This is a genomic window from Paraburkholderia sediminicola (genome assembly GCF_046030555.1).
Taxonomy (GTDB): Bacteria; Pseudomonadota; Gammaproteobacteria; order Burkholderiales; family Burkholderiaceae; genus Paraburkholderia; species Paraburkholderia sediminicola_E.
In genome coordinates this window covers 70,816-90,692 of the sequence record NZ_JAQQCH010000007.1, presented here as the reverse complement: position 1 = coordinate 90,692, position 19,877 = coordinate 70,816, and the positions used below count along the sequence as shown (strand labels likewise).

Below are 19,877 nucleotides of genomic sequence, written 5' to 3'. Positions count from 1 at the left end.
TGCACGCCAGCTATCAACGTTGCGCCAGGCGTCGCCGCGAAATCAGGCGCGACGCCGGACCATCGATCAATCGGGTTGTCTTATTGCGCGGTGGCGCTTGCGGGCTTCGCTACCGTTGCCGCGGCCGCTGCGTCCGATGAAATAGTCGGTGCCGGCGCGTTCTGGCGGTCGAAATCGCGCTTCTCCGTGATGGCGTTATAGAAGAGCGTGGCGATCACCAGCATTACCGCGACCACGATGAAAATAGCAATGCCAAAGGTCGGGTTCTTCTTGCGCGGCGGTTTGTTCATGAGGCGGGCTCGGTTCGCGAGGCAGTCGCGAATAGTGTCTGGGAAGGCGGCATTCTACGCCCACTGAGCTTGCACACGGCTTGCAGTCAGCGCCCCTCCACCACCGCCGAAGGCCGCACCGGCAGCGCCGTCGAATACTTGATCTGCTCCATCGCAAAACTCGAACTCACGTCATACAGCGGCACGGCGGCGATCAATAGCTTGTAGACACGATCGTAGTCGTCGATATCGGACACCACCACGCGCAGCAGGTAATCGGTTTCACCGCTCATCCGGTACACCTCCACCACCTCCGGAATCGCCTGCACCGCACGCGTAAAAGTCTGCGCCCAGGCCTCGGTGTGCTGGTTCGTGCGCACCGCGACAAACACGGTCGTGCCCACGCCGAGTTTGCGCGCATCGCACAGTGCCACCTGAGCCCGAATTACGCCTGTCTCTTTCAGGCGCTGCAGCCGCTTCCAGCAGGGCGTTTGCGACAGATTCACGCGCTGCGCCAGCTCGGCGATCGGCATGGTTGCGTCTTCCTGCAACAGCTCCAGCAGCTTCCGATCGATGATATCCATTCCCATCATCACACCTCTATAGGAAATTATTCTACTTTTAAGACTCCAGGGGGAATTATATGGAAACTCTTTCTCCAGGCAAACAGGTATAAATATGTCTATCCAAAAATAGCCGATAAGCAGCCATAGCGCTGCTCCGCGATCATGAGCCAAGACCTCCGTTCAGCCCCCGTCCCCCGTTCCTCTGCCAACGCCGCACAGTTTGCCGGAGCGAGTGAAGCACCCTCGCGCGCGCGCCACAGCGCGCCGCTCGCGCATCTGTGCGACGCGCTCGACGCGATGTTCGAAGCCTGTGTGAAATTCCCCGAACCGTCGGATTCGACCTTCTTCGCGCGCAGCATGCGCATCGCGCTAGCCGAAGCCGCGGCGAATCCCGGGTTGCTCACACCGGCGCAACGCGAAGGCTCCGCTGAACATTACCGCCGTCATCTGCTAGCCGCCGATCCGCAAGGTCGCTATGCAATCGCTGCGCTCGTGTGGCAGCCGCAGCAGGCGAGTCCGGTGCATGCGCATCACACGTGGTGCGGCTACGCAGTGCTCGACGGCACGCTGAGCGAAACAGTCTTCGAATGGAATGGCGCACGGCACTGTGCAAGCGCCACCCGCACACAAGCGCGCAATACCGGCGCCGTATCGTTTGTGCGCGGCGGCAGAGGTGGCATTCACCGGCTAGGAAACTGCAGCGACGCGCCCGCTGTGTCGCTGCACATTTACGGTGTCGCGGGTGCGCAGATCGCCACGCACGTCAACGACATCGTGCGCACGGCCGAAACACCCGCGCTCGTCTGAAACCCGCATGTAGCGCAATCAGCTTTTGCCGCCCGCCTCACCTGCCGTCGGAATCTGCGGTGGAATCGGCGCAGTCTGGCCGGTCGGCGGCGGCGCGGGACGCGGTTCGTGCGACACATCGCGCGCCACCGCCGCGGCAGCGTGCGCGGCCCGCGTCGAAGCCGCTGTCTCAACATGCGCGTGCCCATGCACATGCGGCCCGATTCCTGCCATTTCATCGTCCTGCAAAGGCTGTCCTTCGCTATCCTTCGACGACGTGTACACACGCATCTGCGGCACCGGAATCTCAATACCGGCTTCGTCCATCTTGCGTTTAAGCCTCAAATTGAAGGCGCGCGCCACGCTCCATTGCTGCAACGGCCGCGTCTTGATCTGTCCTTTCACGACCATCCAGTTCGGATCGAAACGGTCGAGCCCCCACACCTCGATCGGTCCGAGCATTTCGCGGCGATAGCGGAAGTCGGCCATCAAGTCGGCGCCGACTTCGCGAATCAGTTGCGTGATCTGATCGACATCGGTCGAGAACGACATCCGCACTTCGAACACCGCATAGGCGAAGTCGCGCGAAAGATTCTTGACGATCTTGATCTGCGAGAACGGAATCGCGTGAATCGCGCCTTGCCCATCGCGCAAGCGGACGGTACGGATCGACAGATGCTCGACGGTGCCCGCGTGACCACCGTCCACATCGATCCAGTCGCCCACCGAAATCGTATCTTCGATGATGATGAACAGGCCCGTGATCAGGTCGGTCACGAGCGACTGCGCGCCGAAACCGATCGCGAGGCCGATCACACCGGCGCCTGCCAGCAGCGGCGTCACATTGATACCCAGATTCGCCGCCGTGACGATGCCGGCAATCGTCATGATCGTCACCAGCAGCACGTTGCGCAGCAGCGGCAGCATCGTGCGCGCCCGCATGCTGGGATTGCGCGACTTGTTGCGCGGACCGCCCGGATTGACGGCCTCGGTAATCGCGGTGTCGACCAGAATCCACAGCAGCCACGAAATGAACACCGTCGCGATGATCGCTGTCACCGCATGCGCAATCCCACGCGCTGCAACGTTTTCCTCGACGACTTCAGCGAGCGACACACCCCACAAACGGGCCGCCAGTTCGAAGAAGAACAGCCAGATGAAAAGCGTCAGCAGCGTCCCGCAAAAGCGCAGCAAGCGCGTCAGATACGGCGAGCGGCGGCGGGCACGCGGGCTGCGCGGGCGCGTCACGCGCAGCACGATGGCCGACAGGAAGAATGCAAACACCAGCAGGAGTGCGGTCACCACCGAAATCTGCAGCACGTTTTCGCTGGAGCCCGAGCCGCCGAGCGTGGCCACCACCGACGCGGCGGCGAGCACCAGCACCGGCACGTGCCAGAGCGAAGCGAGCACGTCAAACGCGTCGGTCGCGGCCCTGTGATCGTGGCGCTGCTCGTAAGGCCGGTTGCGAATCAGATGCGCGACCGGCCGGCGGAATGCCAGCGCGAAATAGCCGGTAAGCACGGCGGCCGTCATGTTGGCGGCCGTCGAAATCAGGGCCGCGAGATTCGATCCGAGTTGATGCGCGACGTCATAGTTGACGGCCGCATCGCCAAGCGCGGCGCATACGCCCACCACGAACAGCACGCGCCGCGCGTGATCGATCAGCAGGCGCACCGCAACCCGCCGATGCCCCGAGCCGAACAGCGAAAACATGATCAGACAGATCGCCGAAAACACCGCGCCCGCGACGATCGCGTAAGCGACCACCATGCCGAGCGTGCGGCCGAGCGCATCGGGCATGGCGCGCACGAACAGCAGCGCCGCGAGAAAGGCCACGATCCACGGGCCGACGCGGCGCAGCGCGAAGATCAGCAGCTCGCGCGTACTGGGATTCGGATTGAGTCCCATGAGAATACCGAAGCGCCGGTATAGCCGGTGTTGCACGTAAATCAGCGCGCCGGCGCAGGCGCCCCAGCCGGCCAGCATGGCAATCATCGAAAAGACGACGCGACCGAAGCTCTCTTTCCCCTGACCCGACACGATCGTGTAAAGCTCGTTGGCGGCCGCATTGAAGCGCCCACCCCAATAGCGCACCGGCGTGCGGCCCTGATGCACATCGGATTCGAACGACGCGATGCCTGACGCGATCGCGCCGAGCAAGCCAGGACTCGGTTGCGCGGGCGCGGGCGGCGCGACGTTTTGCGAGACTTCGCGCAGCTTTTTGAGTTGGGCGACGAGCGCCGTGCGCTGCCGGTCGTTGTCGAGCGTGGCGATCACGCTGTCGAGCGAGCGTGCCAGTTCCGCCTGGCTCGCGGGTGACGGCGCGGAGGCCGCTTCCGCGGCAGAAGCGGCCGAGGCGGCAGACGCAGGCGTCGCCGTCGCGCTATTGATCAGGCTCTGCAATGCCGGAATGACCGGCGTGCCGGTGCCGGCAGCCTGGGCAGTCGCGGGCATCCATCCAATGCCGAGGATCAGCGCGAGGCAGAGCGTGGCCGCCCATGCGCCGAACCACGCCGTGATATGAATGCGAACGCCGCGCTGAATGCGACATCCGGCATGACTGGACGAAAAATGAAAGTCGGCGTGAGTCGCCGGTTGGCCGCCGTTGGCCAGCGCGGCCCCGGACTCACGCCGCAACGGGCATGACTGCATGGCGATCCGTGAGAAAACGGGAGACGCCAGTGTAGCCGCAGTTTTACCGCCAGCAACCGAACATGCGTAACCGATTGTTAGGATGCTTGCCTGAATTCGAGGATTGGCGGGTCACCGTCATCCCCTCGAACGACCGCTACGACGCACGCAACGGGCCACGCGGGGCGCGAGCCGCGCGCGAACCCGCTCCGAGGCTCAATAAGCCACCGTCGCGAGCTGACGGACAAAACGACCCTGCTCCAGTTCATCGACGAAGGCAATCGCATAGTCTTCCGCGGAAATGCGGCTATTGCCCTCGGCGTCGGTCAGAAGCGTGTTTGCGCCCGTGCGGAACGTGTCGGTGCGCTCGCCCGGGGCGATCAGCGCGGCCGGTGCGAAGACAGTCCAGTCGAGATCGGTGACGCCGCGGTAGTAATCGAATGCGTCGCGGTGGGCCAGTGCGATCGGTTTGTAGGCATCCGGGAACCCGTCCGTATCGACCAGTTGCTTGCCCGGCGCCACTTCGAGCGAACCTGCGCCACCCACCACCACGAGGCGCTTGAGGCCCGCTGCGCGTACGCCGTCGACAAGCGCATGGGTCGCCTTGGTCAGCGCCGCGAGATCGTCTTGCGGCGGCGCATAAGCGCTCGCCACCACATCATGCCCGCGCACCGCGGCGCCAACGCTCGCGGCGTCGAGCAGGTCGGCCTGCGCGGCTTTCAGATTCGCCACATCCGCCGGCACGCGCGCCGGATTGCGCGCCAGCGCCGTGACCTGATGTCCGCGGCGAGCCGCTTCCGTGGCGATCCGCGAACCAATCGTGCCAGTGGCGCCAAACAACGCGATTTTCAACTGTTTGCTCATTTCGATACTCCAGTTATTAGCTTATATGTAACTACATTGATTACATATAGTGGGAAAAAAAGAGGGGCTTGGGCCCCCGTCCATTCTCAAGCACGCGCGTCGACTACATCACACGCGCCCTTCTGTACTGCTTCCTGACTACGTCACGCATGCGAACGCCGTTTGCTTTCACGCGTCCGTTCGGCGCGCACCACGTCGGCAGTGGCATCGGCCAGCGTGCGTGCGCCGAGCGATGCTTCCATGGCTTGCTGCGCTTCGTCGATGATGCCGCGCAGCACGACCTGGATATTGCGCCCCACCATGCACGCCGGATTCGGCTCCTCGCGATGCATGGCGAATAATTGTGCGTCGTCCACTGCACGATACACCTCAAACAAGCTGATGTCCTCAGGCGCCCTGGCAAGCAGCGCGCCGCCGCCCGCACCGAGTTGCGAGGTAGTGAGACCCGCCTCCGCCAGCATGGTCAACAGACGCCGGATCAACGCGGGATTCGTATTCACGCTGCCCGCGATCATCTCCGACGAAAGCGGCACACCCTTCTGCAACGACAGCAGCGCGAGCACATGGACCGCAAACGCAAACCGGCTACTCGTATTCACAGCAAACCTGCCTGGCGACGACAATGTGTAACTATAGTAATTACATTTAATCCGGCTGTCAATCTCGCTGTCAATCTCGCTGTCAAACCGGACGTCAAACGGCGCGGCGCGCAGCCCGCCATCTCATTTGTCCATCTGCTTTTGCGCATCGCTGGAATCGCTCGACGTCGACGAAGAAGCTGAAACGCTCGCCGACGACGCCGAACTTTGCGCCGACCACTCCTGCAACTTGCGCCCCGCCGTCTCGAGGCCCTGGCCGGTCAGCGCCGCCGCCTTGCCGAGTTGCGCGTTCGTCGCGCTCGCCGCACCTTGCAGATTGGCTTGCGCGGTCGATGCCAGTGAAGCCGGCTCGATCGTGATCGACGGCGCGGACGCCGATTCGAGGTTCTGCTGGGTGGCGGCCTTGGTCGCATCGACCTGCTGGCCGACGTAGCTGGCCGCCTGATCGAGCTTCTGGCCGGCGGCTTGCGCCGCATCGTTAAGCTTGCCCGCGACCTGTGCCGACGCATCGTTCTTCTGACAAGCCGTCAGGCCGCCGAACACAAGGGCGACAACAGCGACGCGGCGCAGCAACGGTGAACGAATAGATAAAGTCATATTTAAATGTGAGCCGCGTTGAGCGGCTTCCGCATACGAAAACGCGCCAATGATACGCCGTCGCGCGTTACGGTCTGCGCGGCGAGCATCTGGAAGCCCGCGGACTCGAAGCTGCGACGCGCGCCGCGGCGTCGTAGTCAGCAGCCGCAAGCTGTCCCACTGCGGCTCGAAACCGTTGCGCCAGCGTCGCCGTGTCGTCCGCGTGCAGCGCGCGCCATTCGAAATGCTTCATCGCATACTCCGTCGCGGTTCTGTCAAAGGCGTTGGAGTAGACTGCCTGAGCGTTCGATGTGTTCCGTTGATCAATTGGAGGCATGCGATGGCAGCAAAGAAGATTCTGTTCCTGACCGGCGACTTCGCCGAGGATTACGAAACGATGGTGCCGTTTCAGGCACTGCAGGCGATTGGCCACGTGGTTGACGCAGTCTGTCCGAACAAGAAAGCCGGCGACAAAATCAAGACCGCAATCCATGATTTCGAAGGCGACCAGACCTATACCGAAAAGCCTGGCCATCAATTCACGCTCAACGCAACGTTCGAAGACGCCGATCCCCGTCAATACGACGCGCTGGCAATCGCGGGCGGCCGCGCGCCGGAATATCTGCGACTTAATCACAAGGTGATCGAACTCGTGCGGCAGTTCGCCGAAGCGGGCAAGCCGATCGCCGCGATCTGCCACGCCGCGCAACTGCTGGCCGCCGCCGACGTGATTCGTGGCAAGCGCATTTCGGCCTACCCGGCCTGCGCGCCCGAAGTCAAGCTGGCCGGCGGCGAGTACGCCGACATTCCGGTCGACGCCGCGATCACCGACGCCAATTTCGTCACCGCCCCCGCATGGCCCGCGCATCCTGAGTGGCTGCGTCAATTCCTCGTGCTGCTCGGCACGCGGATCGAACTCTGATCCAGAGGCGAGCGCCTTGCCCTCGCGGCAACGCGCGCTCGCCAACCCTCACCCGCATTTGAGACTAGTCCGATAGTTCGCAGCGGAAGGCTTTCCTATAGTCGCCGGTTGACTTGGGAGCCTTTTTCGATGGAACTGACTGATTGGATCGTCATTCTCGCCGTCACCTTGATGGCGATTGCTTTTTTCTGCGCGCGCACACCGGCCAACTGGTCGCGAGAAAACCGCGCACGACGCCTGACCGGCACGCGCATGCTGGTACAAGCGGCGTGCGCACTGTGGGCAGCGCTATTGATTATCGCGCGCGGACTATTCGCGCTGGACGGCTTGCCCGGCCTGCACCCCGCGCCGCTCGAGGCGCTCACGGGCGTTGCGATCCTGATCGTTTGCGGCTGCTACTGGTCGATTCGCGGCAGCAAACTGCTCAAACCGCGCCGGCTCTTTACCGCGTACTGATACGGGGCGTGGCATTGGCGGCCTGCGCCTGCGCGCCGCCGCCAAGGCCAGGGCCAGGGCCATCACGATCAGCGAGGTCCGCGCGCACTTCGCGCACATCACGAACCGCGTGAACACCCCCCGCTAACGTGACATGCGTTTCGACAGCCAGTTGCGCCGTCCGCACCCCGGCTTCGGGCAGCGACAGATAAAACGTCGTGCCCATCCCCTCTTTTGACTCCGCCCACACGCGCCCGCCGTGCCGCTCCACCACGCGCCGCACGAGCGCAAGGCCAATGCCCTCACCCGCCGCCACATTGCCGTGCAGACGCTGAAAGGCGTTGAAAAGCCGTGGCAGCGCGACGGCCGGGATGCCGAGGCCATTGTCCCGCACGTAGAAAATCCGCAGTGAATGGACGCCCGGCGGCGCCGGCGTCGTACCGATTTCAATCTGGCCTTCGCGGGCCGGGTCCAGATAATTGACCGCATTGCCGATCAGGTTCGCGAATACCTGTTCGAGTGCGGTCGGATCGCCCCACACCGCCGGCAAGTCGTGCACGATGACGTGCGCCCGGCGCGCCCGGATCGACCCTTGCATTGCATCGACCACGCGCGGCACGATATCGCCCACTTCGACCTTTTGCTGGCGGTACTCGACCCGGCCGACACGCGACAGCCGCAACAGCGCGTCGATGATGTGCGATGCCCGCAGTACCGCCGTCTGCAGGAAGTGCAACGCCTCGCCGATATCCTCGTCCACCACCCGCTCGATGCGCTGCCGCGGTTCTGCCGCGAGCGACGACCGGCGAAGCATCGCGCGCAGTTCGTCACATGCGCGAATCAGTTCTTTCGAGAAGCCTTGCAGATTCACCAGCGGCGCACGCAGGTCGTGCGACACGCTGTAGATGAACATTTCGTTTTCCTGGGTCTGTTGCCGCAAGGTCTCGTTGATGCGCGCCAGTTCACCGGCACGGCGCGCGAGATCGGACTGGAAACGCGCCTGGATGCGCTCGGCTTCGAGCAGGCGCCGGCTGGTTTCATGCAAGGTCAAATCGAGCCGGGCGATTTCGTCGCGGCCCGGCCCGATCGGCGCCAGCGGCTCGTTGCCCGCGAGGCGCCCGGCGTTATCGGACAGCAGTGCGAGCCGGCCGCGTACGCCGCGCGTGAACAACCAGACAGCCAGCGCGACGAACAGCAACGAGCCGAACACGGCCGCGACGATCAGCATCTGTTGCCGCTCACGCGCCGCTTCGGCGGCGTTCGAGCGCAACGTGTCGAGGCGCCGCTCTTCCGCCTGGAAAGCCGTGACCTGCTGGCGGAAGCGATCGAGCACGTCGGCCGAGGCCAGTTCGCGGAATCGATCGAGCAAATCGCGTCGCCGCCCCGAATGCAGCATGTCCTGAATGCGATCCGACCACTGGCGATATCCCTGCACCGCCTGGCGCACCTGCACCACGCGCTCGACCTGCGCCGGGTTATCGGCAACCAGCTCGGCCAGCTGGTCGATGCGACGGTCGACGTCCATCCACAAGGTAACCGGTGTCGTAAAGCGGGTATCGTTGGCGAGCACGGCGCCGCGCAGCGCCACGGATTCGCCCAGCACCGGATCGAGAATCGCGGTGGTCTGGCGCAGCACGTCTTCGCTATGGATGGCCCACTGCTCCGCTTGCGTCGCGTCGGACTGCGCCTTGATCAGCCCGGACAGCAGCGCCAGTTCGAAGAAGGCCGGAATCGCGATCAGCAACAGGCCTTTGGTGGTCAGTCTCATGCGTACGCATTGGAGGTCGGTGGCCGGCAGATCGTGCACGGGGACGGCACATTATGTCGGCCTTTGGGCAGGAAGACAAAGACGACACGCCACGGACCAGACTTCTTCCGCCAGATTCAGCCCTCTTTGCAACGAATGCGCACACAACGTCAGGCTTTTGAATTAAACGTAAATAAAATCGAATGTATTGCCCATGTTTGGATCATGACGCCCGTTATGGACCTGATGTGCACCTACATCGTGCTTTCTCTACTGTTTACGGTGCAGAACGTGGCGCGTCGCCCGGTCGATTGCTAACGACATGGAACCCATACCGGTGCGGGTTTGCACCTGATCGACGCTTTCCGGCACAAATTTGGCCCGCTTCTTGCATCCAATGCCCGCTTTTTTGGCATAAGCGGGACACATCGATGGAAAGTCTGAAAACCGGCACCGACACCCTCTTCCTTTTGCTAGGTGCCGCGATGGTGCTGGCCATGCACGCGGGGTTTGCATTTCTCGAACTGGGTACGGTGCGCAAAAAGAATCAGGTCAATGCCCTGGTCAAGATTCTGGTGGACTTCTCGGTCTCGACGATCGCGTATTTCTTCATCGGCTACACGATCGCCTATGGCGTGCAGTTCTTCGGCAGCGCCGAGTCGCTGGCTGCGCACAATGGCTATGCGCTGGTGCGTTTCTTCTTCCTGTTGACCTTTGCGGCGGCGATTCCCGCGATCGTGTCAGGCGGTATCGCGGAGCGCTCGAAGTTCAATCCGCAACTGTTCGCCACTTTCGTGCTGGTCGGTTTCATCTATCCGTTCTTCGAAGGGATCGTGTGGAACGGCCGCTTCGGCATTCAGAACTGGCTCACTCAGGTATTCGGGGTGCCGTTTCACGACTTCGCCGGTTCAGTCGTGGTGCATGCGTTCGGCGGCTGGGTTGCGTTGCCCGCCGTGCTGCTGCTCGGCGCGCGCCACGGCCGCTATCACCGCGACGGCGGTATCGCCGCACACCCGCCGTCGAATATTCCGTTCCTCGCCCTGGGCGCATGGGTACTGGCGGTCGGCTGGTTCGGCTTTAACGTGATGAGCGCGCAGACCATCGACAAAATCAGCGGCCTCGTGGCAGTCAATTCACTGATGGCAATGGTCGGCGGCACACTGACCGCATGGCTCGCGGGTCGCAACGATCCCGGCTTCACGTATAACGGCCCGCTCGCCGGGCTGGTCGCGGTATGCGCCGGCTCCGACGTGATGCATCCGCTCGGCGCGCTCATAACGGGCGGCATTGCGGGCGTGCTGTTCGTCACCATGTTCACCTGCGTGCAGAACCGCTGGCGCATCGACGACGTGCTCGGCGTATGGCCGTTGCATGGTCTGTGCGGCGCATGGGGTGGCATCGCGGCCGGCATCTTCGGTCTGCATGCGCTCGGCGGCCTGGGCGGCGTATCGTTCGGCGCGCAACTGGTCGGCACGCTGGGCGGGGTCGTAGTGGCGACGCTGGGCGGCACGCTCGTGTACGGGGCCATTCGCATGACGGTGGGTTTGCGGCTCGATCAGGAGGACGAGTACAACGGCGCGGACCTGTCGATCCACAAGATTTCGGCAACGCCGGAACGCGAAAGCGTCGGCTGACACGTTACCCAAGACACACCGCTAGCGGCGCGCCGGATGCTTCGCGTCCGGTTGCCCACCGAGCATGCAGCGCCCACCTGTCCCCCAATGGGACCGCCGATGCTAGACTTGCGCGCTGGAGATGGCATTCTCCCTTAACCGCCCTTGTGGCTGATGATGCCTGCTTCGCCCGGATGACGACGGACGCGGCATCGCGCGTCCCCTCAGCCCGGTTCGTTGACCTTTCGCTTCGCCAGGGCAATTTTCATGTATTGGTCCATTCTCGCCGTCGGCATCGGTGGCGCACTCGGCTCGCTGCTCCGCTGGTTCCTCGGTATCCGTCTGAACGGCCTGTTCGCCGGCTTGCCGCTTGGCACGTTCGCCGCCAATGTGATCGCCGGCTATGTCATCGGCGTCGCGGTCGCGGGATTCGCGCGAGCGCCGCAGATCGCGCCCGAATGGCGGCTCTTCATCATCACGGGCTTGATGGGCGGCCTGTCGACTTTCTCGACATTCTCAGCGGAAGTCGTGCAGCGCTTGCAGGACGGTCGGCTCGGCTGGGCGGCAGGCGAGATCGTCATTCATGTGGGCGCCTCGCTCCTGATGACCATCCTGGGCATCGCAACCGTTTCGTTGCTGGCGCGCTGAAAACCGGGGCATCCAGATGCGTCAGGCGATGCCCAACTGATCGGCAACGTTCAGGCCGCCGCAGCCATACATCTGTCAGGCGCGATCGGCAGGTCATGCGCAGTTGGCACTCAATGGAACTGGGCGCCCCGTTTGCAAACACGCCTCCTTAGGGCGAGCCCATTGGCTAGTAGTCCGATGCTTTGAATGTCCGCAGGAAGTCGAGGAGCGCCGCCGTCACCGCTTGCGGCGCCTCCTGCTGTATCCAATGACCGATGCCAGGGAGCAGTGTGCTGGAGACAAGGCCTGGCAAGTTCTCCGAATGGGCCCCATAGGCATCGCGTCGCCAATTCAACACGGGGTCCCGCGCGCCCGCGAGAAACATCGCCGGTTGTGTGATGCGTGCGCCGGCAAAGGCGCCGAGCAATCCCCAGTTCCGGTCAAGATTGCGATACCAGTCGAGCGGCGCACGAAAGCCACGGGCGAAAGCCGCTGTTTGCAGGCTAAGGTCTTCCGGCGTCAGCCAATCCGGCAGGCCGGCGGGCGCTGGGAAGGTAGCAAGAAATCCGCTCCCGGCGACCATACCGTTCCAGAGCGGATCGGGCGCGCCGCCAGAGAGGCCCCAATAAATGCGGCGAAGGCTTTCCGCCGGATCAGCGTCAAGCTCCGCCTCGGCGCGCCCCCGCGGTTCGAACCAGAGCCAGTAGAAGTGCTCCCGCCCGAGGCGGCGCAGGGTCGCGAGCGGCGGAGAAGACGTGCGGGGGATGAACGGAACCGAAAGTCCAGCGACGCCGATAAACCGGTCAGGCCGCAACATGGCTGCCGTCCAGGCGACGACCGCGCCCCAATCATGACCGACGATCACTGCTTTCGGATGCCCAAGCGTATCGAGCAACCCGACCATGTCGCCCACCAGATGCAGGATCGTAAAATCCTCGATCGTTTCCGGGGCGCTACTGCCGCCATATCCCCGCATATCAGGCGCGATCACACGGTATCCCGCTTCGGCGAGCGCCGACACCTGATGGCACCAGGAATGCCGCGATTCGGGGAATCCGTGGCAGAGCAGGACCGGCATACCGCTGCCGGCAATGTCGGCTCGCAGCTCGATCCGGTTGGTGGAAAAATCCCCTGTCTCGATTCGCATCATTTGCAAACCCACCTGCTGATTTTCTCGGCGCAGCGTAGCATTCTGCGCATGCGCCGGTATGTGGCTGAAAACCCTGATTCAATCCTGGTCGGCATCGTAGTTTTTTCGCCCGACACCTGACTGCGCTAATGCCTGGGCGTGTGGCACGCGGTCATGATCACATGACCGAGCACAGTGCGTGGCGAGTTCGTTATATTCCATGTGACATAACGAGGCCGGCATGTGCAAATGGCATCTGCCGGTACCCGGGAGCGCGATGTTCATCCGTCAACTTCATTATCTGGTTACGCTGGCGAGCTCGAAACGGATTCCTTGCTCGCACTGTATTCGAACGTCCAGCATGCTGGCCTATACAGCATCCTGCCGCACAGCCTGTTAAGCGTGCTCGACACCCGAACCAGCACGTCGTAATGACAACGCTTGCCCTGGTGCGCAACTATCTCCCGTCGTACGACTGGGTTATCAGGGGCGGCTGGAACATCGCCGATTGCGTCGAACGCTCCTATGACCTTGAGGCGATGAACGTCGGCACCGTCGCCGCCGGCCGTATCGGCTTGCGCGTACTGCGGCTGCTCAAGCCCTTCGACGTGAAGCTGCACTATCTGGATCGCCATCGCCTGCCGGAGTCGGTTGAGAAGGAACTCAACCTCATCCACCACACCAGTCTCGAGAGCCTGACCAAAGTGTGCGACGTCGTGACGCTGAACTGCCCGCTGCACCCCGAGACCGAGCACATGATCAACGCGAAGACGCTGGCGAATTTCAAGCGTGGTGCTTATCTGATCAATACGGCACGCGGCAAGCTGTGCGACCGCGATGCCATCGCCGCAGCACTGGAAAGTGGTCAGCTAGCCGGCTATGGGGGCGACGTCTGGTTCCCTCAGCCGGCACCGGTCGGCTGCTCGATCGCGACGATGACCCTGGACATGTCCCTGCCCCCAGGCCAGCCCTTCCCTCTGTCGACTTCAACTTTCGCACGCAATACGTCGTGGGGTGCGTTTGTACCCCACGCACTTCCAGCGCTCGCCCACCGCGCGCCGCTCCAATCAAATCCGCGTTGATTCGTCAGGGTTAACGTCGCTATCCGAGCGATTTCCGACAACTTATGCTGCACCTCACTTACAAAACCGACCGGTCGGTTAATTAATAAAAACAAAAATTGTTGTCCTCAACCAGGAGATATGAATGGCAAATCAGAATGTCAGAGGCTCGGACGGCGCGCACAGGCGGATCACCCAGTCGTGTCTGGTCTGGGGTATCGCCAGTCTTTGCAGCGTATTTGTCGCTGCATGCGGAAGTGGTGACGTGACACCCCCCACAGTCGCTCAGACCAATGCGTCCAAATGCACCACGCTCAACGGCCAAACCATCGGTGGGATCCAGATTACGGCCACGAAGCGCACCGAAGCGAGCGGCGATGTGCCCGCCTACTGCAAAGTTAGCGCGACCGGCGCCCATGGCACGACGCTCGACATCGAGGTCGATCTTCCGGACAACTATGCGAACCGGTTATTCCACCAGGGCGGGGGCGGTTTCGACGGATCCATTCCAACCATCGAATCTGTCAACCTGACCTACCCGCTCACCAAACCGTTGCAACGCGGCATGGCGTTCACGGCTTCAAACGGTGGTAACCGGGACGGCAACCCTGCCGATTTCATCACCAATGCGACCCAAAAACAGGACTACTCGTACGCCGCGCTCGGCACCACCGTACATTTTGCCAAAGCGGTGATTAGCGCCTTCTACGGTCAGGCACCCAAGTACACCTACTTCGAAGGCGCATCGAACGGCGGCCGCAACGCTTACCTCGTCGCGCAGGATTGGCCCGGCGATTACGACGGCATCATCGCCGGCTCCGAAACAATGAATATGGCAACGCAAACCATGGCATGGCTGAACATGGCCTCCAAGGTCGGAACGCCCGCCATGCCCAGCAGCGCGCAATGGACGGCGGCCTATCAGGCAGCGCTGCAACAATGCGGGAACGCAAACGGCGTGATACTGAACCCGGACGCGTGCACCTACGATCCCGCTTCACTTCAATGTGGAACCGCAGGCGCGCCCGCAGCGACCTGCCTCACACCGGCTCAATTGCAGACGGTCCGGCAAGAAATCGGTGCACTGGATACCGGTGGCGGAACGTTGCTCTATTCCGGTTACTACTGGGCCGACTTCGGCAGCTCGCTCGGTGTCGGTGCGTATGCAACGCTGGGCGGTGGATTCGCCGGCATCGCGACAGGTGATGGCAATTGGCTCTTACCGGCCACTGCCGCAGGCAGTTTGCAGGCCACCTTCAACGTCGATAGCGCCTATCCGGTGATCGCCGCAGGTTTGCAAAGCGCGGGAGCCGATCACAGCCTTCAGGCTATCGCCCAGTATCTGGCTTCGGGCAAAAAGCTGATCTCGTTCCACGGCGGCGCCGATCCGCTGCTGTCGGCTCGTGACCATATCCGCAACTGGCTGACAATGACGCAACTCGCGGGGTCGGCGGCCAGTAACGCGCGGTTCTACCGCGAGGCCGGTGTGGGTCATGTCGAAGGTGGCAATGGACCAGATCAGTTCGACTACATTGGTCCGATGATCGCCTGGGTCGAGCAAGGTGTCGCACCGGGTCAACTAACTATGACCAAACTTGACACGAACGGCAATGTGACAGCAACACTGCCTGATTGCCCGTATCCGACCGTGCCGCACTACAACGCGGGAGACATCAATCAGGCAGCCAGCTATAGCTGCGCAAGCAGTTAAAAGCGGACGACTCGTGGTGCGGACGAGAGCGGACTACACGTGTCACGCGTCCAACGCATGGGTCGTTTCCGCTTGCCAAAGCGGCGTGCGCTGAGGTCTGGGCACATCACTACTTGCGCCAAAATATCCGCCATGCGGGCCGCGCTGCATGTACTTTGGTTTCAAGACTGGGCGAGCCGAGCCAAAAAAGCGTCAACCTGATGTTCCCCGCTGGCCCAGGACGTGACGAGGCGAATCACAGAATGATCGTTATCCGCCTTTCTCCAAACGTAGAAAGCAAAGTGTTCCTTCAAAGCGGAAATGCCGAATAATTCCTGAAACTGCGTTGCCTCGATAGAGTACGAGTCGTCCCCGTACGCTGCCTGCTGGACGTAGTTGGATTCCGTCAGGGCACGCAGAATGTCTGGATGTGCGCCGATCATCTGCGACGATGCACGGCGTGCGCGCTCCGCTCAACGTACCAGGAATCCATACTTGAGTGGATCGCGCTCGTCGATGATCCAGTTGGCGAATCCGCACACATGGGCTGAACCTTCGATCTCGGGAATCACGGCCCGGAACACACCGAGTTGCGTCTCAGCTACGACACGTGCGCGAAACACGGTGCCAATCACCGACTCATTCACGAGTACGTCGTCCCGACCGATCTCTCCACGCAGATACAGTTGCGCCACACGGCCTGCAGTGCCTGACCCCGTCGGAGAACGGTCCACCTCCCGGTCCGCGAAAATGCAACAGTTCGCCTGAGTCGATTCGGGAAATCTTGGCGCGCCGTGAATGATCGTGCCGTAGATATGGTTGATTTCCGGAATCTCCGGGTGCACGAGCGGAAACGCCTGATTGGCGGCAATCTTGACTTCCGCACCGAACTGTTTGAGCGCATCGACCGACGACTCACGAATAGTGAGGCCATGCGGCGCGCTGTCTGTGTAGAAATAGAACGCCCCGCCGAATGCAATGTCGCCGGTCACCGTCCCATAGGTCGGCGTCTCGACGCTCACGTCGCGCCGGTAAATGAACGAGGGCACGTTAATGAATCGCACCCCGTTGGCGTGCATGCCGTCCCACTTGACGAATGCTTCGATAAAACCACACGGTGCGTCAATGCCGACACGCGTCTCGGGCGATTCGCGCTGCACCCAGCCGAGTTCCACCGCGGCCGTTGCCAGGGCGATCACGCCATGTCCGCAGTGGTCGCTATATCCTTCGTTGTGCAGGAAGATGACACCGAAATCAGCCGTGGGTGAAACGGGCGGCGTGAGATATCCCCCGTACATGTCCGCGTGTCCGCGGGGTTCGAACATCAGGGCCTGACGAATATTGTCCGCATGTTCGCGTACCCAGGCACGGCGCTCCACGATCGAGTTGCCTTGCAGGCGCGGAAGGCCCGACGTGACGATCCGGAACGGCTCCCCGCCGGTATGCACCTCGACGGTACTGATTGTGCGACTGACCTGCATATTCCTGTCTCCTCCGGATGATGTCTGCGCGTCATTATGGACGCCTTGCGGCGTGCGTTATGCTGCAACGGGCACGAGCAGTTGCCCCCTCTTTCGTGCGAGACACTACGCACTCACTTTCAGCAACACCGGATCGTTGCGATACAGATCGGGGAACATCCGCTTCAGTTCGCTCACCTTCGGCAGATCGTTAATCGCGATGTACGGGGAGTCGGGATGGAGAGCGAGGAAATTCTGGTGGTAGTTTTCCGCCGGATAGAATCCCTTGAAGTTCTCCACGCGAGTAACGATAGGCCCTGAAAATACGTGCGCCTTGTCAAGTTGCGCGATATACGACTGCGCAACGACACGCTGCTGAGGGTTGGCCGGAAAAACCGCTGAACGGTATTGCGTCCCGTGGTCGGGTCCCTGATAGTTCAGCTCGGTGGGATCGTGCGCGACCGAGAAGAAAATCTGCAACAACCGTCCGTAGGTGATCTGAGTCGGGTCGTAGGTAATCTGCACCGACTCCGCGTGTCCCGTGTCGCCTTCGCTGACGGTTTCGTATTGCGCGGTGCCGGCCGCACCTCCCGTGTAGCCCGAAGCAACCTGCTTCACGCCGCGCACGTGTTCGAATACGCCCTGAACACCCCAGAAGCAACCACCTGCGAACACAGCCGTTTCGCTATGCGTCGCGCCAGCTTTTTCATCCTGGGCTGGCGGTGGAATCCTGATCGCTGCTTCAGCCGAATTCGCGATGCGCTGCGCGGCGAAAACACTCGCCGCAATGGCGACGCAACCGGCAAGTCTGGCAAAGGCCGAACGCTTGCTTCGGGGAGCCTGACGGGTAGAAGTCGTGTGCATGACATCGGTCCTTCAAAGAGTGGGTTGTTTCACGCCGCCCGGCTTGGATTAGCCGAACGTAAAGGCATACGCTTGCACGCCGGGATCCAGAAACTCGATCGAGAACGTGTGATCCGCGACATCGCCGGTTTGCCGCACGAGCTGGTAAAGACGCTGTTCGGTCACGGTGCCGCTACCGTCGGCGGCAACGTCGGTACCGTGTGCAGCGCCCGGTGCGGCGCCATCGACACTCACGCGAAAGCGAACCGGCTTGCCGTCCTTGCCCGGACCCAGCACGAGGTGCAGATCGCGAGCATGAAAGCGATAGACGATGCGCCCGGACGCGGCCGCGAGCGTCGCATGTTCGGCGCCGACCTTCCATGCGCCGGCCAATCCCCAATCGTTGACGGCGGGTTGCGACGGCGCCGAATAGGTGTGCACCTTGTCCTGCGCTTCACCGCCCGGCGACGCGAAATTCTCCGCGCGCTGATAACCGACATAGGTTTCCGGCGACTGCATATCGGCGTTGTCGGCCGCGGCCTGTACACCTTGTGCGCTGGCACTCGTGATGCCCAGCGCGACCTTCGACACGCCTGCATGACCCGCTTCCGCCAGCAGTTGCTGAATCACCTTTTCCGATTCCGCATAGTCGCCTTCGCCAAAATGGTGATAGCGAATCTGCCCTTTCGCATCGACGAAATAGTGCGCCGGCCAGTACTGATTGTTCAGCGCGCGCCAGATCGCGTAGTTGTTGTCGATAGCGACGGGATAGTCGACGCCGAGATCGTGAGTCGCCTTCTTCACGTTGTCGATATTGCGTTCGAACGCGAATTCCGGTGCGTGCACGCCAATCACCACCAGGCCTTGGTCCTTATATTTCTGCGCCCACGCCTTGACGTACGGCAGCGAACGCAGGCAGTTGATGCACGAGTACGTCCAGAAGTCGATCAGCACGACTTTGCCGCGCAGACCCTGAACCGTCAGCGGCGGTGAATTCAGCCATTGGACAGCACCATCCAGCGTCGGCAATACACCTTCGACCGGCAACGGTGCCGCGCCGCCCGGCATGCCCTGGGCGGCGCGCATCATCGCACCGGAGCTTGCATCGGCGGCGGGATTGGCCGTCATCACAGCATCATTGTTCGCTGCATCAGCCGGCGCATTAGACGCCGCATTGGCTGCGTTAGCTGCTGCCCCTCCATTAGCCGGCGTCGCACCGGGCGAAAGCGTGTCCACCAGTTTCTGTTCGATGCCTCCGGTGGCGATAGTCGAGATGCGTGTCAGCACACCCGTGTCGAGGCCAAGCGCAATCGCCACCACGCCGCATAGCATCGCCGCCCCGATCCCGCGGCGGATCCATTCCCCTGCACCCAGCGAGCGTTTCATCGCCGTGAACACGCGCCCGCCGATCAGCAGCGCCACCGCAAGCGAAGTCGCGGCACCGGCCGCATAGGCCGCCAGCAACAGCGTAGTGCCGACGCTGGCGCCCCGCAGTGCCGCACCGGTCAGCACCAAACCGAGAATCGGACCGGCGCACGGCGCCCACAGGAGGCCGGTCGCGATGCCCAACAGAAATGACGAGCCCGGGCGAACCTGCTGACCGTCGCTCTGGGCGAAGTTCGACAGGCGATTGCCGGCGCTCACCAGCGGTCGCATCAGATGATCGGCAAAACGCGGCAGCAGCAGCGTCAATCCAAAGACCGCCAGCAATGCGATCGCGAGCCAACGGCCATACTGGTTGGCCTGGGTGACCCAGCCGCCGCCGACGGCTGCAAGGGTCGCGACGATCGCGAACGTGAGGGCCATGCCGGCGAGCAAAGGCAGCCCGCTGCGCACGAACGGCTGATCGGCGCGCGCGAAAACGAACGGCAGCACCGGCAGGATGCATGGACTGAGAATCGTAAGGGCGCCGCCAAGATAGGCAAGAACGATAAGTAGCATGTCGGTTCCAGACGTGGGTGCAGGACTCTGCGGAAAGTGGCCCCATCCTAAAGCGCGGAGGATGTCGAAGTCCTCACGGAAAGTTAAATTAAATGTGATAACTCGCTGCCCGAAAATT

18 protein-coding genes, 1 pseudogene and 1 riboswitch are annotated in these 19,877 nt (G+C 62.3%); of the genes and pseudogenes, 7 read left to right on the top strand and 12 right to left on the bottom strand.

What is annotated here, in order from left to right; all coding sequences use genetic code 11:
• Window positions 1-80: 80 nt before the first annotated feature.
• Window positions 81-290, bottom strand: a complete 210-nt coding sequence (locus tag PQQ52_RS12740) for a hypothetical protein (RefSeq protein WP_408211254.1) — start codon at window positions 288-290, stop codon at window positions 81-83.
• 86 nt (window positions 291-376) lie between these two features.
• Complete coding sequence (locus tag PQQ52_RS12735) at window positions 377-859, bottom strand: Lrp/AsnC family transcriptional regulator (protein ID WP_325046440.1); 483 nt, start codon at window positions 857-859, stop codon at window positions 377-379.
• Between the two features lie 138 nt (window positions 860-997).
• On the opposite strand from PQQ52_RS12735, the gene PQQ52_RS12730 reads away from it, so the two are divergent.
• Window positions 998-1,642 (top strand): cysteine dioxygenase family protein, encoded by a 645-nt coding sequence (locus PQQ52_RS12730; protein ID WP_408211251.1) that lies wholly within the window; start codon window positions 998-1,000, stop codon window positions 1,640-1,642.
• A gap of 18 nt (window positions 1,643-1,660) precedes the next feature.
• On the opposite strand, the gene PQQ52_RS12725 is transcribed toward PQQ52_RS12730, so the two are convergent.
• The 5 genes from PQQ52_RS12725 to PQQ52_RS12705 all read right to left on the bottom strand — a co-directional run bounded on the left by PQQ52_RS12725 (window position 1,661) and on the right by PQQ52_RS12705 (window position 6,544).
• On the bottom strand, window positions 1,661-4,273 hold the full coding sequence (locus PQQ52_RS12725) for a mechanosensitive ion channel family protein (RefSeq protein ID WP_408211249.1): 2,613 nt from the start codon (window positions 4,271-4,273) through the stop codon (window positions 1,661-1,663).
• Window positions 4,274-4,468: 195 nt separating this feature from the next.
• Complete coding sequence (locus PQQ52_RS12720; protein ID WP_408211246.1) at window positions 4,469-5,116, bottom strand: NAD(P)-dependent oxidoreductase; 648 nt, start codon at window positions 5,114-5,116, stop codon at window positions 4,469-4,471.
• 143 nt (window positions 5,117-5,259) lie between these two features.
• A complete protein-coding gene (locus PQQ52_RS12715; RefSeq protein WP_408211244.1) occupies window positions 5,260-5,715 on the bottom strand; it encodes an Rrf2 family transcriptional regulator in 456 nt (151 codons plus the stop codon).
• 123 nt (window positions 5,716-5,838) lie between these two features.
• On the bottom strand, window positions 5,839-6,312 hold the full coding sequence (locus tag PQQ52_RS12710; protein ID WP_408211242.1) for a BCAL1086 family glycoprotein: 474 nt from the start codon (window positions 6,310-6,312) through the stop codon (window positions 5,839-5,841).
• Window positions 6,313-6,379: 67 nt separating this feature from the next.
• Window positions 6,380-6,544: a hypothetical protein gene (locus PQQ52_RS12705; protein WP_408211240.1), complete on the bottom strand. Its 165-nt coding sequence runs from the start codon at window positions 6,542-6,544 to the stop codon at window positions 6,380-6,382.
• 87 nt (window positions 6,545-6,631) lie between these two features.
• On the opposite strand from PQQ52_RS12705, the gene PQQ52_RS12700 reads away from it, so the two are divergent.
• Window positions 6,632-7,213 (top strand): DJ-1/PfpI family protein, encoded by a 582-nt coding sequence (locus tag PQQ52_RS12700; protein WP_408211237.1) that lies wholly within the window; start codon window positions 6,632-6,634, stop codon window positions 7,211-7,213.
• A gap of 129 nt (window positions 7,214-7,342) precedes the next feature.
• Window positions 7,343-7,669 carry a hypothetical protein gene (locus PQQ52_RS12695; RefSeq protein ID WP_408211235.1) on the top strand — a complete coding sequence of 109 codons (327 nt, stop codon included), beginning with the start codon at window positions 7,343-7,345 and terminating at the stop codon, window positions 7,667-7,669.
• On the opposite strand, the gene PQQ52_RS12690 is transcribed toward PQQ52_RS12695, so the two are convergent.
• Window positions 7,656-9,416 (bottom strand): sensor histidine kinase, encoded by a 1,761-nt coding sequence (locus tag PQQ52_RS12690; RefSeq protein WP_408211232.1) that lies wholly within the window; start codon window positions 9,414-9,416, stop codon window positions 7,656-7,658. The genes PQQ52_RS12695 and PQQ52_RS12690 overlap by 14 nt on opposite strands.
• A gap of 410 nt (window positions 9,417-9,826) precedes the next feature.
• On the opposite strand from PQQ52_RS12690, the gene PQQ52_RS12685 reads away from it, so the two are divergent.
• Together PQQ52_RS12685 and crcB are read left to right on the top strand one after the other, a co-directional pair.
• On the top strand, window positions 9,827-11,029 hold the full coding sequence (locus PQQ52_RS12685) for an ammonium transporter (RefSeq protein WP_408211230.1): 1,203 nt from the start codon (window positions 9,827-9,829) through the stop codon (window positions 11,027-11,029).
• A gap of 108 nt (window positions 11,030-11,137) precedes the next feature.
• Window positions 11,138-11,199, top strand: a riboswitch (Fluoride riboswitch).
• A gap of 76 nt (window positions 11,200-11,275) precedes the next feature.
• Window positions 11,276-11,656, top strand: coding sequence for a fluoride efflux transporter CrcB (gene crcB, locus PQQ52_RS12680; protein ID WP_408211228.1), 381 nt, complete (start codon window positions 11,276-11,278; stop codon window positions 11,654-11,656).
• A gap of 166 nt (window positions 11,657-11,822) precedes the next feature.
• On the opposite strand, the gene PQQ52_RS12675 is transcribed toward crcB, so the two are convergent.
• The gene (locus PQQ52_RS12675; protein ID WP_408211226.1) at window positions 11,823-12,785 is read right to left on the bottom strand and encodes an alpha/beta fold hydrolase; all 963 of its coding nucleotides are present in this window, start codon (window positions 12,783-12,785) and stop codon (window positions 11,823-11,825) included.
• Between the two features lie 395 nt (window positions 12,786-13,180).
• Between PQQ52_RS12675 and PQQ52_RS12670 the strand changes: the two are divergent.
• Window positions 13,181-13,678, top strand: a pseudogene (locus tag PQQ52_RS12670) (NAD(P)-dependent oxidoreductase); the annotation flags it as partial.
• A gap of 292 nt (window positions 13,679-13,970) precedes the next feature.
• Window positions 13,971-15,536 carry a tannase/feruloyl esterase family alpha/beta hydrolase gene (locus tag PQQ52_RS12665; RefSeq protein ID WP_408211223.1) on the top strand — a complete coding sequence of 522 codons (1,566 nt, stop codon included), beginning with the start codon at window positions 13,971-13,973 and terminating at the stop codon, window positions 15,534-15,536.
• A gap of 452 nt (window positions 15,537-15,988) precedes the next feature.
• On the opposite strand, the gene lhpH is transcribed toward PQQ52_RS12665, so the two are convergent.
• From lhpH to PQQ52_RS12650, 3 genes are all read right to left on the bottom strand, one after another.
• On the bottom strand, window positions 15,989-16,996 hold the full coding sequence (gene lhpH, locus PQQ52_RS12660; RefSeq protein ID WP_408211220.1) for a trans-3-hydroxy-L-proline dehydratase: 1,008 nt from the start codon (window positions 16,994-16,996) through the stop codon (window positions 15,989-15,991).
• 105 nt (window positions 16,997-17,101) lie between these two features.
• Window positions 17,102-17,839: a peptide-methionine (S)-S-oxide reductase MsrA gene (gene msrA / locus PQQ52_RS12655; protein ID WP_408211218.1), complete on the bottom strand. Its 738-nt coding sequence runs from the start codon at window positions 17,837-17,839 to the stop codon at window positions 17,102-17,104.
• Between the two features lie 48 nt (window positions 17,840-17,887).
• The gene (locus PQQ52_RS12650) at window positions 17,888-19,759 is read right to left on the bottom strand and encodes a cytochrome c biogenesis protein DipZ (RefSeq protein ID WP_408211216.1); all 1,872 of its coding nucleotides are present in this window, start codon (window positions 19,757-19,759) and stop codon (window positions 17,888-17,890) included.
• Window positions 19,760-19,877 lie beyond the last annotated feature (118 nt).

Excerpts from the sequence above, each read along its gene's own strand:
- PQQ52_RS12685 (WP_408211230.1), top strand. The coding sequence starts at position 9,827 with ATGGAAAGTCTGAAAACCGGCACCGACACCCTCTTCCTTTTGCTAGGT.
- PQQ52_RS12675 (WP_408211226.1), bottom strand. The coding sequence starts at position 12,785 with ATGATGCGAATCGAGACAGGGGATTTTTCCACCAACCGGATCGAGCTG.
- PQQ52_RS12740 (WP_408211254.1), bottom strand. The coding sequence starts at position 290 with ATGAACAAACCGCCGCGCAAGAAGAACCCGACCTTTGGCATTGCTATT.
- PQQ52_RS12725 (WP_408211249.1), bottom strand. The coding sequence starts at position 4,273 with ATGCAGTCATGCCCGTTGCGGCGTGAGTCCGGGGCCGCGCTGGCCAAC.
- PQQ52_RS12735 (WP_325046440.1), bottom strand. The coding sequence starts at position 859 with ATGGGAATGGATATCATCGATCGGAAGCTGCTGGAGCTGTTGCAGGAA.
- PQQ52_RS12720 (WP_408211246.1), bottom strand. The coding sequence starts at position 5,116 with ATGAGCAAACAGTTGAAAATCGCGTTGTTTGGCGCCACTGGCACGATT.
- PQQ52_RS12730 (WP_408211251.1), top strand. The coding sequence starts at position 998 with ATGAGCCAAGACCTCCGTTCAGCCCCCGTCCCCCGTTCCTCTGCCAAC.
- PQQ52_RS12710 (WP_408211242.1), bottom strand. The coding sequence starts at position 6,312 with ATGACTTTATCTATTCGTTCACCGTTGCTGCGCCGCGTCGCTGTTGTC.
- PQQ52_RS12690 (WP_408211232.1), bottom strand. The coding sequence starts at position 9,416 with ATGAGACTGACCACCAAAGGCCTGTTGCTGATCGCGATTCCGGCCTTC.
- PQQ52_RS12705 (WP_408211240.1), bottom strand. The coding sequence starts at position 6,544 with ATGAAGCATTTCGAATGGCGCGCGCTGCACGCGGACGACACGGCGACG.
- PQQ52_RS12695 (WP_408211235.1), top strand. The coding sequence starts at position 7,343 with ATGGAACTGACTGATTGGATCGTCATTCTCGCCGTCACCTTGATGGCG.
- PQQ52_RS12700 (WP_408211237.1), top strand. The coding sequence starts at position 6,632 with ATGGCAGCAAAGAAGATTCTGTTCCTGACCGGCGACTTCGCCGAGGAT.
- lhpH (WP_408211220.1), bottom strand. The coding sequence starts at position 16,996 with ATGCAGGTCAGTCGCACAATCAGTACCGTCGAGGTGCATACCGGCGGG.
- crcB (WP_408211228.1), top strand. The coding sequence starts at position 11,276 with ATGTATTGGTCCATTCTCGCCGTCGGCATCGGTGGCGCACTCGGCTCG.
- PQQ52_RS12665 (WP_408211223.1), top strand. The coding sequence starts at position 13,971 with ATGGCAAATCAGAATGTCAGAGGCTCGGACGGCGCGCACAGGCGGATC.
- PQQ52_RS12650 (WP_408211216.1), bottom strand. The coding sequence starts at position 19,759 with ATGCTACTTATCGTTCTTGCCTATCTTGGCGGCGCCCTTACGATTCTC.
- msrA (WP_408211218.1), bottom strand. The coding sequence starts at position 17,839 with ATGCACACGACTTCTACCCGTCAGGCTCCCCGAAGCAAGCGTTCGGCC.